Genomic DNA, 17,638 nt, shown 5'->3' with positions numbered 1-17,638 from the left:
ATAGAGCCATGACCATCGATCGCGCCAACATCGCCGATATTTACAAGCTGACGCCGATTCAGGAAGGGATGCTGTTCCATTCCCTGAGCAGCCCCGACTCGGGGGTGTACGTCGAACAGTTCAGCCAAACCGTGCCGTTCGGCGTCGACCCCGGCCTGTGGCAGCAAGCCTGGAACCGGGTGATCGCCCACCACGACATCCTGCGTAGCGGCTTTTTTTGGGAAGGCCTGGAAAAGCCGGTGCAGGTGGTGCAGCGCCAAGCCGAAATCCGGGTCGAAGCCCTGGATTGGGCGGATCTGGCCGAGGCGGAACGCGAGCAAGGCCTGCAAGCGCTGCGCGCTGCGGATGCCAAAGCGGGGTTCGATTTGGCCAAGGCGCCGTTGCTGCGCTTGCGGGTGATTCGAACCGGGGCGGAGCAGAGCGTGTTGCTGTGGACCTACCACCACATCCTGCTCGACGGCTGGTCGGCGTTTATCGTGCTGGATCAGGCCCTGCAAGCTTATATGGCATTGGCGGACGGGCGCGAGCCTGAACTGCCGGCCAGTACGCCGTATAAAAATTACTTGCGTTGGCTGGGGCAACAGGACCGGACCGCGGCCGAGACTTTCTGGCGCGGCTATCTGGCCGGCTTTGCTGCGCCGACGCCGCTTGGTCTGGTCGAGGGCAATCCCGGCGCCGAGCCGGACTGCGACTACGCCGTGGTCCGTCGGGCACTGGGCCAGGCGCGGGCGGAGCGTTTGCGCGAATTCGCCCGCGCCGCGCGCTTGACGCCGAATAGCGTGATTCAGGGCGCGTACGCTTACTTGCTGGCTTTATACAGCGGCGAGGACGACGTCGTGTTCGGCTGCACCGTGTCCGGCCGGCCGCCGGAACTGGAAAACTCGCAGCACATGGTCGGCCTGTTCATCAATACGCTGCCGTTGCGGGTGCGCATCCGCGCCGAGCAGCCGGTGGCGGCCTGGCTGCGGGAGTTGCAGGACGGCTTGCTGGCCTTGCGCAGCTACGAACATAGCCCGCTGGTCGAGATTCAGGCCTGGAGCCCGATCGGGCCGGGGCTGCCGCTGTTCGATTCGATGCTGGCGGTGGAATCGTTTCCGCAGTCCAGCCAGGTGCAATTGCCCGACGTCGCGGTGGCGCAAAAGACCAATTATCCATTGACGCTGGTGGTCGAACCGGTAGGCGAGATGAATATCCGCGCCATGTTCGATCCGCGCCGCTATGCGCCGGCTGTGGTCGAGCGTTTCCTCGACCACTGGCAAACCGTGCTGGACCAGATGCTGCTGGATGCCGAGCGGCCGCTGGCCACGCTCAGCGCGATGGCGGAAGCCGAACGCCTGCGCCAGGCGGCCTGGAACGCGACCGCGACCGATTTTCCGCGCGAGCGGGACTTGGCCACGTTGTTCGCCGAGCGGGCGGCATTGCATCCGGAGCGGACCGCGCTGGCGGTCGGCGACGTCCGCCTGAGTTATGCCGAACTGGACCGGCGCGCCAATAGCCTGGCCCATTTTCTGTTGGCGCAGGGTGCCGCGGCCGGCGGCCAAATCGCGCTATTGCTGGAGCCTTCGGCGGAACTGATTATTGCGATACTGGCCGTGGTCAAAACCGGCAATGCTTACGCGCCGCTCGATCCGAAGGCGCCCGCCGCCCGGCTGGCCGGTATGTTGCAGGATCTCAGCTTTAGCCAATTGCTCAGCCACGGCGGACGCGGCGACGCGCTGGCGGCGGACGGGCTGCAGATTATCGATCTGGACCGGACTTGGGCGAATTGGAGCAGCCAGCCGGACACTGCGCCGGCCGTGATTGTCGATACCCGGCGACTGTTCTACGTGATCCATACCTCCGGTTCCACCGGCAAGCCCAAAGCCGCCGGGGTCTACCACGACAGTTTCATCAACTTCATCTTGTGGTGGAACCGCGAATTCAGTTTCGGCAGCGCCGACAAATGCCTGTTGATCAATAAAATTACCTTCGATCTGGCGCAGAAAAACGTCTGGGGCGCCTTGCTCACCGGCGGCGAATTGCATCTGGCCGTCGGCGATCATTTCGATCCGGACTATGTGCGGCGCAGCGTGGCGCAGCAGGGCATTACTTGGATCAACTGCACGCCGAGCATGGGCTACGCGCTGGCCGAAGGCGAAGACGTCGATTACCGCGACTTGGCGTCGCTGCGCTACTTGCTGCTGGGCGGCGAGCCGGTAAACAAGGCCAGGCTGGCGCCTTGGCTGTTGTCGGCACACAGCCGCTGCGAATTGGTCAACACCTACGGCCCGACCGAATGCACCGACCTTTGCACCACCCATCGCTTCAGCCGGGAAGAGTTAGAGCATCCGGAGTGGCCGGTCACGGTCGGCAAAAACCTGCCCAACGTGCGCATGCTGGTATTGGACCGCTTCAACAATCCGCTGCCGGCCGGCATCGCCGGCGAGGTGATGATAGGCGGCGTCTCGCTCGGCGTCGGCTATCTGAACAATCCGGGCTTGACCGCCAGCCAGTTCATTCCGCATCCGCAGCCGGAAGTTGCCGGCGAACGCCTGTACCGCACCGGCGACTTGGGCTACTTCCGCGAGGACGGCAGCATCGTCGTCAAAGGCCGGGTGGATTTTCAAGTCAAGGTTCGCGGCTACCGGATCGAGCTGGAGGAAATCGATACGGTACTGCGCGGCCACGCCGCGGTGCAGGACGCCGTGACCGTGGTCTGCGGCGGCGACCGCCAACAACTGGTTAGCTACCTGGTGCCGGCGGCGGCTATCGCCGAGCCGGCCGAGTTCCGCGCCGAGTTGCGGACTTATCTGGCGCAACGGCTGCCGGATTACATGGTGCCCAGCGTCTTCGTCCTGTTGGCGGCGATTCCGTTGAACGCCAACGGTAAGGCCGACCGTTCCGCGCTGCCGGCACCGGAAGAAACCGATGCGTTGCAGGCTGCGGTGGCGCAAGCGCCGGCCGACGCGGTGGAAGAGGCCTTGCTCGGCGTCTGGCAGAAAGTGCTGGGCCGCGACGACATCGGCGTCAACGACAATTTCTTTGCCTTGGGCGGCCATTCGTTAACGATCACTCAGGTGTTCTCCAGGATTCCCAAGCTGTTCGAGGTCAAGCTGGGCCTGTCCGAACTGTTTCAACAGCCGACCATCGCCGGTCAGGCCGCATTGATCCGCAACCGGCAAGCGGGCGGCGCGCCGGCTTATCCGGCATTGGTCCGGCAGGAACGGCCCGAGCCCTTGCCGCTGTCCTACGCCCAGAGCCGGCTTTGGTTCGTGCAGGAATATGCGCCGGACAATCCGGCCTATAACGTTCCCAACGCGGTGTTTCTCGATGCGGCGGCCGATGTCGAAGCCGTGCGCCTGGCTCTGGCCTGGCTGACCCGCCGCCACGAATCGCTGCGCACCTGCTTCCCGGCCGTCGGCGGCGAACCGCGCCAGCAGATTTTGCCCGATTTCGTGCCGCCGCTGGTCATCGACGATCTGTCGGCGTTGGCGGAGCCGGAACGCGAGCTGCGCATGGCCGAGCTGGCCACAGCGGAAGCGCAGGCGACCTTCGATTTGGCCGCCGCGCCGCCGCTACGCTACCGGCTGCTTTCGAGTCCGGAAAATGCAGTGTTGTTGGCGACCTTGCACCACATCGTCACCGACGGCTGGTCCACCGATGTTTTCGTGCGCGAATTTCGCCAGGCCTACGCCGCCTACCGACACGGCACGGAGCCGGATCTACCGGAACTGGCGCTGCAGTACGCCGATTACGCGCTGTGGCAACGCCAGCTTTTGACTGGCGAGCTGCGCGAAACCCAGCTGGCCTACTGGCGCGGCGAGCTGGACGGCGCGGTGCATACCATCGGCCTGCCGTACGACTTTCCGCGGCCGGCGCAACTGTCCTGGCAGGGCGGTATGGTCCGCGACCGCTACGCGCCGGAACTGGCCCAGGGCTTGAAAGCGCTGGCGGAACAGCAGGGAGCGACGCTGTTCATGGCGCTGATGGCGGCCTTCGAATTGTTGTTGTACCGCTGGTCCGGCCAGGACGATTTCGTGCTGGGTACCCCGATCGCCAACCGCCATCTCGAAGAGACCGAGCCGGTGATCGGCTTTTTCGTCAATACCTTGCCGATCCGGGCCCGGATCGACGCCGGCCACAGCTTTAACGATTTGCTGGCGGCGGCGAAACAAACGGCGCAGGCGGCCTACGAACATCAGGATCTGCCGTTCGAAATGCTGGTCGACGAATTGAAACCGGCGCGCAGCGCGGCCTACAACCCGTTCTTCCAGGTCTGTTTCGCGTTGCGTAATGCTTACGAGGATATGTCGCTGGTCGATAGCGGCGAGTGGGTGGCGCGCTGGGATTTGTATGTGGTGTTCAACGAGCAGGACGGCCTGAGCGGGCAATGGGAATTCAGCCGCGCGCTGTTCCGCCCGGAAACCGTAGAGCGGCTGGCGCAATCGTTCGCGGTGCTGCTGCCGCAACTGGTGGCCGATCCGGACCGGGCGCTGGCCGATTACGATTTGCTGGACGGCAGTGGGGCGGCCGAGATGTTGGCTTTGGGTAAAGGGCCAAACCTGGATTTGGACAGTCGCCTGTTTCCGGAGATGTTCATGGAGCAGGTGAGCGACCGGCCGGAAGCTCCGGCGGTCCTATTCCAGGATAGCGTTATCAGTTATGCCGAGTTGAATCGGCGGGCCAATCGGCTGGCTCATTTCCTGATCCGGCTGGGCGCCGGCAGCGAATTGCGGGTGGGTTTGTGTCTGGAGCGCAGCCCCGACTGGATCGTGGCGATTCTGGCGGTGTTGAAATCCGGCGCCGCCTATGTGCCGCTGGACCCGAACTATCCGGCGGACCGGCAGCAATTCATGCTGGAGGATGCCGATTGCCGCTGGTTGATCGCCCACAGCCATATCGCCGAACGCATCCCGCTACCGGCCGGCATCCGTTTGCTGGCGCTGGACGGCGAATATTTGAGGGAAGCGATCGGCCGCGAATCGGTCGAAGAACCGCAGGTCGCCGGCATGCTGCCGGAGCAGTTGGCATACGTGATCTATACCTCCGGCTCGACCGGCCGGCCGAAAGGAACCTTGATCGAACACCGCAACCTAGCGCTGGTCAGCGTGGCGTTGGCGAATCGCTTCGATTTTCGCGGCGGCAGCCGCATGTTGCAGTTCGCCTCGTTCAGTTTCGACGCCTCGGTCTGGGAATGGGCGGTGGCCTTGGCCAACGGCGGTTGCTTGTGCATGGCCGCCGACGACGTGATCAAAAGTCCGGACCGGCTGGCCGATTTCGTCGCTACCGCGACGACCAGTCACGCGCTGTTGCCGCCGTCGTTATTGGCCTATCTCGACCCGGCGAAACTGGCCTGCCTCGACCATTTGCTGGTCGGCGGCGAAGGCTACCAACAGGCGCTGGCCGAAGCCTGGAGCCCGAATCGGCACTTTTTCAACGCTTACGGTCCCACCGAAACCACCGTGATCTGCATGGCGGCCGATTACCGGCCGGGCGATGCCAAATTGACGTTGGGCCACGCCTTGGCCAACACCGAATTGTTCATTCTCGACGCCAAACTGCGGCCGGTGCCGCTCGGCGTGCCGGGCGAATTGTGTATCGGCGGCGACGGCGTCTGCCGCGGTTATCTGAACCGGCCCGAATTGAACGGCGAAAAATTCATTGCCCATCCGTTCCGGCCCGAAAGCGGCGAGCGCTTGTACCGCACCGGCGACCTGGTGCGCTGGCTGGCGGACGGCACCATCGAATTCCTGGGCCGGATCGACAACCAGATCAAAATCCGCGGCTTCCGTATCGAGCTGGGCGAAATCGAAGCCCGGCTGATGGAGCACGAGCGGGTGCGCGACGCGCTGGTGTTGGTGCGCGATATCGATGCCGGCAACCGGCAATTGGTCGGCTACGTGCTGTGCGAAGCCGGCGCCGACGGTTTGGCCGCGGAGCTGATGGCAAGGCTGCGGGAAAGCTTGCCGCATTTCATGGTGCCGATGGCGGTAATCGTGCTGGATGTCTGGCCGATGACGACCAACGGCAAGATCGACCGCCGGGCGCTGCCGTTACCGGGCGCGGCCGACCCGGCGAGCCGGGTTTGCGAACCGGCCGCAACCGAGCGCGAGCGCTGGCTGGTCGAATTGTGGCAGGAGATTCTCGGCGTCGACACGGTCGGCGTCAGCGACGACTTTTTCGAACTGGGCGGCCATTCGCTGAGCGCGACCCGCTTGATGGCGCAGGTGCGGGAGCAGAGCGGGCGCTCGATGCCGCTGAAAGACTTTTTCGTGGCGCCGACCGTGCGCAGCATGGCGGCCTATCTGGATGCGGCCGGGGCGGACACCCAAGCCGAAGCGGAAGACACTGCGATTCTGTTGCCGCCGCGGCCGGTGGATTTGGAAACCGAATCCGCCATTGCGCTGCCGACGCCATTGCCGCCGGCCAGCGGCAGGATGCAAAACGTGTTGCTGACCGGTGTTACCGGTTTCGTCGGCGCTTATTTGCAGGAACAAATGCTGGAACGCTGGCCGGGTACCACGGTGCACTGTCTGGTACGCGCCGGCTCGGCCGAAGACGGCTTGCGTCGGATTCGGGCCAATCTGGAGGAATACGGCCTGTGGTGGGACGGCTATGCGCCGCGGATCAAAGTGGTGGTCGGCGATTTGGCCAAGCCCAACCTCGGCTTGAGCGGCGAGGTGCGCGATTACCTGGCCTCGGAAATCGACTTGATTCTGCATAACGGCTCGCATCTGAACCACGTGTTGCGCTACGGCCAATTGGCCGCGGCCAACGTCGGTTCGACCAAGGCCCTGCTGGAATTGGCTGCCTACAACCGCTTGAAACGATTCGCCTACGTCTCGACCGGTGGCGTGTTCAACACCGAAATCTCGGGGCGGAAAGTCGACGAAGACACCGATCTGGCCGGCGAAGGCTTTACCGATCTGGAAGGCTACAACGCCAGCAAATGGGTGGCGGAAGCGGCAGTCAGGCAAGCCGGTCGCATGGGCCTGCCGATCCAGATTTTCCGTCTGGGCCGGGTGGCGGTGGACAGCCGCAGCGGTGCCGGCCGCGACGACGACTTTATCGGCTTGTATCTGCGCACCTGCATCCAGCTCGGGGTCTATCCGGATTACCCGCTGGTCGAAAAGGCGATACCGGTGGATTACGCGGCGCGGGCGATTATTGCCTTGGCCGGACAGCCCGGCGGCGGCGAAATATTCCATTTGATGGGCGAAGAAAGCTACGACTGGAGCAAATTGCTGTCCCAGCACGTGGCCGGCAGCGTCGGCCTGAAACGCATCCGCGCCGACCATTGGGTAGACCGGGTCAAGCAGGCTTCGACCGAAACCCCGTTGCCGTTCGCGCCCTACCTGTTTTATTGGGATACCGACAACGCCGCGCCGGACAAGGGCCGGTTGCAGATCGGCCAGGCGAAAACCCTGCGCCGGCTGGCCGAGCTGGATCTGCCGGCGCCGCAGATCGATCGCTTGGCCTGGCAACGTTACATCGAGCGCTTGTTCGTTAGCGAAGGCCGCGAGGTTGCCTTTAAACGCCGCGGCTGGTTTTAGCGAAGCGGTCGCCCGCAGGCATTGAACTTAAATTAAGAATTGGAGAATGGTCGCTATGGCTGAAGAATTGGAAACGGGTTTCGTCGTGGTCTGCAACCACGAACAGCAACACGCCTTATGGCCGGCTTTCAAGCCGGTGCCCGCCGGTTGGCAGCAGGTCAAACCTGCCGACAGCCGGGAAAACTGTTTGGACTATGTCAATCGAAATTGGCCCGACATCCGGCCGTTGAGCTTGAGAACGCTATGAAACCGATGACTGCTCAGGAAGAATTCGGAACGCGGCCGCCGTCGCCGGTGGTGCGCACCGTGACATTGGGGCTGAACCTGGACCCGGATCAGCCCGAGCGCGGCGCGGAAGCGGCGCGGCGCTTTTTCGGGAAGGCCGGCAACCGTTTGGCGGAAAGCGGCCTGCGGGCGCGTTGTTTCCGGCTGGCCGGGCAACCGCTGGACCGCTTGCTGCAAGGCCGCCGAATTCGGGCCAATGCCGTGGCCGAATTTGCGGTGCGGATGGAGAATGCATTGGGCGATATCTGGTTCTGCATGCCCGGCCCGTTTTTCGTCGATGCGGCCGACGACCCGGAATTGCTGGCGCTGGTGCCGGCCGTGATCGGCGCCACCCGCCACGTATTCATGAATACTTTGGTCAGTTCGGCGGCCGGCATGCACCGCGGCGCGTTGCGCCGGGCCGCTGCGGTGGTGCGGGAACTGGCCATGCTGGACCAACAGCATCAGGCCAATTTCCGGTTTGCGGTGATGTCAAACGTCCAGGCCAGTACGCCGTTTTTTCCGGCGTCCTGGCACCAGGGCGAGGCCGGATTCAGCATTGCGCTGGAGTTGTCGGAACTGGCCAACGCCGCGTTTTCGCAGCCCTTGCCGTTCGACGAGAAACTGGCGGTATTCCGCAATCAGGTGCGGCGGGCGGCGTGGGAGGCGGCCGATTGCGCCGAGGCGCTGGCCGCCGAAACCGGCGTCGGTTTTCGCGGTATCGATTTCTCGCTGGCACCTTACCCCGGCGAGGACACCAGCGCCGTCAGCGCGATCGAGGCGCTGGCCGGCAGTCCGGTCGGCAGTTTCCAATTCCTGTTTTCGCTGTATGCGGTGAACAATTTGCTGAAGCAGGGCTTGGCCGATTTTCCGCAGGTCGGCTACAACGGCACCATGCTGTCGGTGTTGGAAGACAGCCATCTGGCGCGGGCGGTGGGCAACGGTAGCGTCGATGTCAAGGATTTGCTGCTGTACTCTACGGTGTGCGGCTGCGGTCTGGATATGGTGCCGCTGGCGTTGGACGTCGGCGTCGGCCAGATCGCGGCCTTGATCGAAGCGATTTGCACCGAAGCCATCAAATGGAACAAGCCGTTGATTACCCGCCTGTTGCCTAGCAGCGTCGGCGCCAACGGCGAAACCAATTTCAACCATCCGTTTATCGTCAACACCCGGCCGATTGCGCTGAACCGCAACGCGTTTGCGCCGGCCAACGATAGCGAGGCCTTTTTCGATCCCCGACGCTGGGCGCCGACCGCGTTACCGGCTTGATTTGATTACTACCAAGACATAGCGATGACTACCGACAATTGGTTTACCGACTTTAATCTGGGCGGCCGCGCGCCGTATCTGCTGGTCTGCTTTCCGTATTCCGGGGCCGGCGCCAACGTGTTTCGCAGTTGGGCCGGCGCGCTGGATAACGCGGACGTGCTGGCGGCGCAGTTGCCGGGGCGCGAACGCCGCATCGCCGAACCGGCGATCGGCGATCTGGACGCGTTGGTCGCCGGCTTGCTGCCGGCGCTGATCGCGCGGATCGACCGGCCCTATCTGCTGTTCGGCCACAGCATGGGGGCGTTGATCGCCTACCGGGTGGCGCTGGAGCTGGAGCGCCGCGGGGTGCGGCCGCCGAAACAACTGATCGTTTCCGGCTACCGGTCGCCAGAGCTTAGCAGCCGCAACCGGGTGTTGCATACGCTGAGCGACAGTGAATTCATCGTCGAATTGCAACGCTACGGCGGCACGCCGGACGAGGTGTTGCAACACGATGAAACCATGCAGTTGTTGTTGCCGATGCTGCGCGCCGATTTTCGCATCCACGAAACTTACCGCCACGCGCCGCAACCGGCGGCCCAATTCCCGATCGCGGCCTTCACCGGCATGGCCGACCATCTGGTGCCGGGCGAGGACATGGCGCCCTGGCGCGACAAAACCGCGGCCGGCTTCGAGCAGCGCCTGTTCGGCGGCGGCCACTTCTTTTTACTGGAGAACCGCGCCGCCGTGCTGGGCGCGCTTCAGGACATCGTCAACGAGCATATCAAGAACGATATCCTGCTGCCGATGGCGCGGACTCCTGCCGCAGCCGGTTACGAACCGGTCTTTTAAAATGACGAGACTACTAGTTATGACGCAACCGATCATCAAATTGGAACATATCACCAAGTCCTACGGCCACGGCGATGGCGCCGTCAACGTGCTGCAGGACTTGAACCTGTCGATCCAGCAAGGCGAGTTCACCTGCATCTGGGGCGCTTCCGGCAGCGGCAAATCGACGCTATTGAACCTGATGGGCCTGTTGGACCGGCCGGATCAGGGCCGGATCGCAATCAAAAACGAAGAAGTCCTGGGGCTGAACGACAATCGGCTGGCCGATTTCCGCAGCCGTCATCTGGGCTTTATCTTCCAAAGCTTCAATCTGGTGCCGGTGTTGTCGGCCCAGGAAAACACGATGCTGCCGCTGCAAATCCGCGGCGAAGCCGACGATACGGCGCGGCGCCGGGCGCGCGATCTGCTGGCGGAACTGGGTCTGGAGCGGCATTTGCACAAACGGCCGGACGAAATGAGCGGCGGCCAACGCCAGCGGGTGGCCATCGCCCGGGCCTTGATCGGCGATCCGGATATCGTGCTGGCCGACGAACCGACGGCGAATCTGGATTCGGCCAACAGCGACGCGATCATTTTGTTGATGCAAAAGCTGAATCAGAAACGCAAGGTCACCTTTGTGTTTGCCACCCACGATACCCATTTGCTGTCCTACGCGGCCCGCTCGATCCAGGTCCGAGACGGCCGGATCGTCGACGACCGCCACAATACTTATTTAAAAGAGGCCTCCTGATGTCCATGTCACTCGCAATGCGCTGCAAACTGGCGGCGCGCAACGTCATGAAAAACCGGCGCAGAAGTCTGGTCACCGTGCTGTCGGTGGCGATCGGCTTTCTGGCGCTGAGCTTGTTCGAAGGTTATTTCACCTACGTCTACCGGATTCTGAAAGACCAGGCCATCGTCGGCGAACGCCTGGGCCACTTGACCGTGGTGCGCCGCGGCTTCTTCGACCAGGGCACGCTGGACCCGGAAAAATTCCAACTCGATGCCGCCGCGCTGGACTTGGTGACCCGCACCGTCCGCGAGGTGCCGGGCGTGAAATTGGTCAGCCCGCGGCTGGCCGTCAGCGGCTTGGTCAGTAACGGCACCACCTCGCATATTTTCATCGGCGAAGCGATATCGGCGGAAGACCAGACGGCGCTGCGCGGCGCCGAATACGCCCACCTGCCCGGCAAATTGACGTCGGGCCAGGACGATGCCGCCGTGATCGGCCAGAAGATGGCGAAGATCATGGGCTTGCAGCAGGGCAGCGACGGCGTGTTGATGGCGTCGACGCTGTCCGGCATGGTCAACGCGGTCGATTTCCGGGTCGGCGAAATCGCCAACACCGGCTCGATGGGCACCGACGACAAGTTCGCGCTATTGCCGTTGGCCTTGGCCCGTAAGTTGTACGGCAGCGACGGCGCCGACCGGGTCGTGGTATTGCTGGATTCGGTCGATTCGATTCCGGCCGTAAAGCCGGTGTTGCTGGAAAAACTCAAGGCTGCCGGCTTCGACGCCGACATCAAGGAATGGAGCGAATTGTCGGTGTATTACACTCAAGTCAAAGGCCTGTTCGACATGATGTATTTGTTCATCATGGTGGTAGTGGTGATGGTGGCGATGACCAGCGTGGTTAATACCATGACGATGGCGATTGCCGAACGCACCCGCGAAATCGGCACCTTGCGCGCGATCGGCATGCGCTCGATGACGATCAAGAGCCTGTTCGTGATCGAAGGCGTCATCATCGTCTTCGTCGGCTCGCTGGCCGGGATGGCGCTATCCTATGCCATCGGTGCCGGCATCAATCTGGCGCAGATTACTTATTCGCCGCCTGATTCTTCGGAACAAGCCGCGCTGGTGATCGAATTGTTGTTTAATAACATGTTCGGTTCTTTATTCACTCTGTCGGTGTTGGCCGCGGTCGCTTCGTATTTCCCGGCCCGCCACGCCACGCAAAAAACCATTGTCGGAGCCCTGGGCCATGTTTGAATTCGTCCGCACCCCTTTATTTGCAATATTAATGCTGGCGGCTTCGGCTGCGGCCGCAGACCCGACGCCGCTGGAGCTTTTAAAAGCCAGCGACCGTGCCCGCGGCGGCGAGATCGGCGGTATTACCATGACCAGTACCGTCATCGCCTACCAGGACAATGTCGAGGATAAAAGCTACACGCTGAAGATCGAGGCCGACCAGGACAACTCGTTGGTTACCTTCCTGAAACCGGCCACATCCGCCGGCAAGATGATGCTGATGCAGAACCGGAATATGTGGTTCCTGTCGCCCGACGTCAGCAAGCCGGTGCCGATTTCGCCGCGGCAACGCCTGCTCGGCGAGGCCAGCAACGGCGACGTCGCCACCACCAATTACAGTCGCGATTACGACGCGACCCCGGCCGGCGAAGCGGAAGTGGCAGGGCAGCCGTGTTACGTACTGGACTTGAAAGCCAAGGATGCCAACGTGGCCTACGACAAGATCAGATATTACGTCGCCAAGGACAGCCAACTGGCATTGAAAGCCGAATACATGACGGTTTCCGACAAGCATTTCAAAACCGCATTGATGGAATATGCCAACCGGGTCGAGGTTGCCGGCAAGAACCAGCCTTTCGTCAGCAAAATCGAAATTCAGGACGAGGTGCAAACCGGCCAGAAAACCGTGTTGGTTTACGACAAAGTCGAAGCCGCGGCGGTGCCGCCGAGCCGTTTCGATTTGCGGGCCTTGCTCAGCCGCTAACGGCCGATGGCTTCGGGGAATGTTCTGCGCGGCTTGCGGCCGGCGTTGCTGGCCGTATCGCTGCCGGGCATCGCCGCCGCAGCCGACAAATTCGAGTTCGAACACAGCTTCATGCTGCAAAGCTTCGGTGCGATTTACGATATTGCCAAGAACAGCAATCTGAATCCGGACAACCAGCTGGCGCAACTGGACAATTTTCAGCAGGGTACCCGGCTGCGGTCGAAATTCACCGCCCGTTACGGCGGCTTCAGCGCCAAGCTCAGCCCGCGCTTCGGTTACTTTTTAAGCAATCAGGCCGACGGCGGCAACGTCGTGGCCGGCGAGCATTATTTCCAGGATTGGCTGGCTCAATACGCGACCGACGATCTCAGCCTGTCCTATAGCCGCGAATTGCTGTATTGGGGGCCGTCGTTGTTCGCGTCGCCCTCCAACCCGTTCTTCCCGAACAGCAACCAGACCAATCCCTTCATCGAACCCGGCGCCCAGGATTTCGTGCAATTGCAGTATTTTCACGATTATTCCAACACGCTGGCGCTGATCGGCAGTCTGGCTCGGGGCCGGTCGACGCTGGAAACGCCGGATTTCAAGAAAACCGTGGCGCTGAAATACGACCACCGCGGCGACGATTATTCGCTGAGCGCGATTGCCGGCTACCGCGAAAACGACGGCCTGCCCCAGGGCGGCATGTTCGGCCAGTGGACGCTGAACGATTCGACGCTGCTGTATTTCGACGTCGGCATGAAAGGTAAAAGCTACGGCTTGTATCCGCAGGCATCCGATTCGCCGCTGGGCTACGAATTGGCGCCGAACGGCAACGGCCGTGGCTGGTTCGTCGACTTCCTGGCCGGCGGTTCCTATACCTTCGACAACGGCGACGTATTGAATTTGGAATACCGTCACAGCAACGAAGGTTACAACAATGCCGACAGCGCCGCTTACCGGCGTATGGCCCAGAACGCGGCCGGGTTGCTGCTGGGGGCCGACCCCAATTTGCAAGGCTTGGCCGCCGGCACCCTGGCCCAGGCCTCGTCGGTGCAAATCCGCTCGCTGAATCAGCATTACCTCTACGCCAATTACCGGGTGCACGAAATCGTCGAAGACCTCAGCCTTAATGTGCTGTATTCGCAAAACCTGCAGGACGGCGGCGCACAACTGGTACCGATTGTCGAGTACAACCTGTTCGGACAGGTCAATCTGGCCGCCAATCTGGTATTCAATCTGGGCGGTAGCGATACCGAGTTCGGCGGTTATCTGAACAATATCTATTTCCTGGGTGTGAAATATTACTTCGACTGAGCGCCGGCAGATGAGCATGGATAACGCAGGGTCTGGCGCTCTGCCGAATTTCGCGGATTTAAGGCAACGGTTTCCGTTGGTTCCGGCGCCAACGCCGGGGAGGGCGCAAGTCTGGCTGGCCTGGACCGAGCGTTTCGCCGATCCGGAGACGCTGGAAATTTGCCGCAATCTGCTGGCCGAGGACGAGCTGGAAAAGTGGCGGAAGTTTTATTTCGAGCGCGACCGCCAGTTGTATCTGGTGGCTCACGCCATGGTCAGATTCGTGTTGGCCGCTTATCTGGATACCGAGCCGGACAAATTGCGGTTTACCGCCAATCGTTATGGCCGCCCGGAATTGGTCCGCAAACCGGGCATGGCCGACGTCCGCTTCAACCTGTCCCACGCGCGCGGACTGGCGGCGCTAGTGGTCAATTGCGGTGCGGATTGCGGAATCGACGTCGAGGCTAGGCGCGATTTGGGCGATCTGGCGGCGATAGCCGGCCAGGTACTGACCGTAGCCGAACGGGAATATCTCTGGCGTTTGCCGGCAGCGGAACGGAATTGGGCGTTTCTGAAATTCTGGACGCTGAAGGAAGCCTACATCAAAGCCCAAGGCACCGGCCTGTCGCAAGAGCTGGACCGGTTTGGGTTTGCTTTTGGCGAGGATAAAACCATCTATTTCCGTCCTAGTAGCGCGGAAGAGGCCCCCGCTTGGCAATTCGCGCAAAGCTATCCGGGGCCGGAGCATATTTTGGCGTTGGCTTTTGGCCGTGGCGACGGGCCGGAACTGGATACGTGCTTTTGCGAATGGTTGCCGCACCGGTTGAGAGGTAGTTGAATCGATTACCTACCGGCGAGCAGCCTTACGGATTTCGATTTAGCAATGGTTAACAAAAATGCTTGATTGCGAGACCTAATGGAATGGTCAGCCCAACTTTGCCAACCGGTTTAAGGGGGCAAGATAGTCATTTGACAATGACCGTTGAATAAGTGCAGATCATGATCGTTTACACAAAAACTCTTACCCCTCATTTTACCAGTTGACGGCAGTTATCTGACTTCGACTACTTGGATTTACGAGTTTTTCACCAGCCTGATAACCAGTAACTAGCGGTCGCCTTTGATCATCTAATATTACTTTTCTATAGAACTCGTTAATTGCTCACTACCTTTTGATAACCATTCTTCGCTCTTCCCTATAAACTTAGTGGCTTCAGAAGTATCTCGCTCGGTAACTGAAAGTGTAAGTTTAAAATTTCCTGCTTTAGCATTGTAACTGTAGTTAGTAAGTTCACCTGATATAGGTGGCGCAAATAACCAGCCCGGGTCGATGTTAAGCTCATTGGGGCCTAATATTGCAGTACTATCTTTTCCTTTGGCATTATTCATACTATATCCATCCGCGCTTGTTTTAAATGCCGCTATTGTTTTGGGGCCATCAAAACTTTTCCCTTTCTCTATCCAATATGCTTCCATAGACACGGCGAGTTCAACATCAACACTTTCATCCGGCACTTTAAATAATTTCATAATTAAAGGAACTGGTGGCAGCCAAGTGAACCATTCATTACTAAGAACTTTTGCTTTTGCGTAAGCGATATTTAGGTATAGTGGTCTGATTTGCATAAATCTTCCATCTCCAGATAAATTAAATCCATAATAAAATTTCGCTGCCGGAGTCGCCGTATTGCTAATTGTGCGTTCAGCTTTAAAGCCTATGTAGTTTGGAGATAGTGGATATTCAGTAATTTGTCTCTCACCAGCGGTGCCATCATCAAGTTTGCAATATTCCTTTGGTGGGAATCTTGGAGGATTAACAGTCCAGAATTTGTCATCAACTAACTTCGCTGTATATTGAGCCGTATAAAGTCCTTTTTCTTCCTCCATTTTTTGTTTTAAAAAATCTGTTGCCAAACCAATGGCCGCAGTAGCAAGAGGAGCTAGTGCTGGTATCGCAGCGGCAGCAGCTCCAGCCTTTGGTATAGGTATACATTTACCAATATCTTTTTGGACAAGCGTTAATGCGGAGCAGGCAGTTATTTTCGTGCCAGGTCCATAAGCAGTTTCATAATTCTTCCAAAAATCTGCAATCTCATTAACTTCCGAAGGCTGTGCTGCTACTGGATTACAGTATTTTGCTTTGTCAAGTAGAGTTAACGCAAATCTTTCGCCCAACCTTTCGTTTGATCTAGTATGTGCCGGCAGTAGAATTGTGCACCCTGAAGTAAAAGAGCATATAGTAGTTAGAATTGTTGTAGAGAAAATAAATTTCGCTGTTGACATATTGCTCCCCAAAGTCTGGTAAGAAAAAACATGGATTTTTGCTATTACTGTTCAATGGTTTTAATAGTATGTACTTAATGCTCCATCAAGATTGCTTTTTTTATGCAATTCAATAATTTCATCAATTTTATTATTATAGTTATTACGTATTTCATCCGGAATTGCAGCGTTATTGCTTGCCGATTTAAACGCATTTAATTCTTTTTTGACACTTCTAGATCCAGATATTGCATACCCCTTTAACGCCTGTGAAGTAAGCATGTTCACAATATTATCTATATCTTGGTCATCAAGCGACATTCTGTCTGACTGACCTCTTTCTGCAGGCAATAATCCCTGATTATCCAGAACGTTATCTTGAGAAATTTGATTGCCAGTCCCATTGAAAGAAATCAACTTGGAGTACCAAAAAGCAGGATTAGCAGCTCTTAATAGCACCTGCACATCCGTCTCCGGTAAGTTGTTACGATATACAATAGTGCCGATCGCTATTTCTGCAGCTAAAAGAGTATCAATATCTGCATCTGATGGTTTCTTTACAAAAGGCGAGTCAATTATCCCAGCTAATAATCTGACGGTACCTTTGTTCCCAATTACTCCAAGAAGAGCAGTTATATTCGGTCGAAATTCAGAGTATTCTGGATCAATAATTAATTTTTCAACCTTATCTAAATCCCCGGAATAAAGCGAAGCTGTCGTTACGGGGTATGACCCAAGTATTGGGGTCTTTACAAATTCTTCAACTGACACAATACCAATTGCCGTTTCACAACCTGGCCCTGCCGGTAGCGAATTCTTTTCTAACGACAAATCAGGAATGGCTGCGCCTGTTGACTGATTACCAGATAGAATCATACATTCATGTTCATTCAAGTTTGTAGTGCTCGGTGAAATACCTGGCGTCATAACATCTAGAAAATCAATTGTATTATGCAGCAGGCCTTTTGTATGTCCAAACTCATGCAGCCAAGTTACTGGCTCAACTTTTGAAGTAATAGTAGAACTCAATCCTGTATAAGTTCGCACTACAACGATTCCGTTACCAGAAATAGGTGCGCAACCAAGTGCTCCACCAGTTGGGAATACCATCCCATCACCACACCATAAAATTTTATTAACAATATGTATGCACGATTTTCCCGTAAACTTTTCGAAGTCCTCTTTGCTGGCAATTACTGAAGGCAATTCATAATCATAAAATGATACAGGTTCAATATTTTTATCAAAATAAGTATTGTGACAGTTCTCATGATTTTGCTGCTCAAGTATTTTATTTATCCTTAAAAATATATTTCCTGCCTCATCAAGACTTATTGGTATTTTGTAATAATTTTTGACGCAAATACTATATGCAAGTGCATCAGTAGCGTTCAGCAAGGAGTTAATACCTATAAATAAAATAAAAAGCGAATTGAATTTACACATTGAAAATGCCTAGGTAACCTATGATTAAGTCGATTTTTTCAAACGA

The 17,638-nt window shown here is 58.2% G+C and carries 11 protein-coding genes; 9 read left to right on the top strand and 2 right to left on the bottom strand.

Features of this window, described 5'->3' with window-relative positions; genetic code table 11:
* Positions 1-8 precede the first annotated feature (8 nt).
* Genes C2U68_RS09625 through C2U68_RS09585 form a run of 9 tightly spaced genes read left to right on the top strand, consistent with a single transcriptional unit; the run spans position 9 to position 14,722 of the window.
* Positions 9-7,532 (top strand): amino acid adenylation domain-containing protein, encoded by a 7,524-nt coding sequence (locus tag C2U68_RS09625; RefSeq protein ID WP_140912274.1) that lies wholly within the window; start codon positions 9-11, stop codon positions 7,530-7,532.
* A 55-nt stretch (positions 7,533-7,587) separates the two neighbouring features.
* Positions 7,588-7,779 (top strand): MbtH family NRPS accessory protein, encoded by a 192-nt coding sequence (locus C2U68_RS09620; protein WP_260839283.1) that lies wholly within the window; start codon positions 7,588-7,590, stop codon positions 7,777-7,779.
* Positions 7,776-9,065: a DUF711 family protein gene (locus C2U68_RS09615; RefSeq protein WP_140912272.1), complete on the top strand. Its 1,290-nt coding sequence runs from the start codon at positions 7,776-7,778 to the stop codon at positions 9,063-9,065. Before C2U68_RS09620 ends, C2U68_RS09615 begins: the two co-directional genes overlap by 4 nt.
* A gap of 24 nt (positions 9,066-9,089) precedes the next feature.
* Positions 9,090-9,896 (top strand): thioesterase II family protein, encoded by an 807-nt coding sequence (locus C2U68_RS09610; protein ID WP_140912271.1) that lies wholly within the window; start codon positions 9,090-9,092, stop codon positions 9,894-9,896.
* A gap of 19 nt (positions 9,897-9,915) precedes the next feature.
* Positions 9,916-10,626, top strand: coding sequence for an ABC transporter ATP-binding protein (locus tag C2U68_RS09605; RefSeq protein ID WP_140912270.1), 711 nt, complete (start codon positions 9,916-9,918; stop codon positions 10,624-10,626).
* Positions 10,626-11,867 (top strand): ABC transporter permease, encoded by a 1,242-nt coding sequence (locus C2U68_RS09600; RefSeq protein ID WP_140912269.1) that lies wholly within the window; start codon positions 10,626-10,628, stop codon positions 11,865-11,867. The genes C2U68_RS09605 and C2U68_RS09600 overlap by 1 nt, the downstream gene beginning before the upstream one ends.
* A complete protein-coding gene (locus C2U68_RS09595; protein ID WP_140912268.1) occupies positions 11,860-12,609 on the top strand; it encodes an outer membrane lipoprotein-sorting protein in 750 nt (249 codons plus the stop codon). Before C2U68_RS09600 ends, C2U68_RS09595 begins: the two co-directional genes overlap by 8 nt.
* Positions 12,610-12,615: 6 nt before the next feature.
* Complete coding sequence (locus C2U68_RS09590; RefSeq protein WP_140912267.1) at positions 12,616-13,905, top strand: hypothetical protein; 1,290 nt, start codon at positions 12,616-12,618, stop codon at positions 13,903-13,905.
* Between the two features lie 16 nt (positions 13,906-13,921).
* Complete coding sequence (locus tag C2U68_RS09585) at positions 13,922-14,722, top strand: 4'-phosphopantetheinyl transferase superfamily protein (RefSeq protein ID WP_186289559.1); 801 nt, start codon at positions 13,922-13,924, stop codon at positions 14,720-14,722.
* A gap of 296 nt (positions 14,723-15,018) precedes the next feature.
* Here C2U68_RS09585 and C2U68_RS09580 read toward each other — a convergent pair whose 3' ends face one another.
* Both C2U68_RS09580 and C2U68_RS09575 read right to left on the bottom strand, forming a co-directional pair.
* Positions 15,019-16,167: a hypothetical protein gene (locus C2U68_RS09580; RefSeq protein ID WP_140912265.1), complete on the bottom strand. Its 1,149-nt coding sequence runs from the start codon at positions 16,165-16,167 to the stop codon at positions 15,019-15,021.
* A 60-nt stretch (positions 16,168-16,227) separates the two neighbouring features.
* Complete coding sequence (locus C2U68_RS09575; RefSeq protein WP_140912264.1) at positions 16,228-17,592, bottom strand: hypothetical protein; 1,365 nt, start codon at positions 17,590-17,592, stop codon at positions 16,228-16,230.
* Between the last annotated feature and the right edge of the window lie 46 nt (positions 17,593-17,638).

This window comes from Methylomonas koyamae, assembly GCF_006483455.1.
In the GTDB taxonomy this organism is placed as follows: domain Bacteria; phylum Pseudomonadota; class Gammaproteobacteria; order Methylococcales; family Methylomonadaceae; genus Methylomonas; species Methylomonas koyamae_B.
The sequence above is the reverse complement of the archived record's forward strand: the minus strand, read 5'-3'. Positions and strand labels throughout refer to the sequence as shown.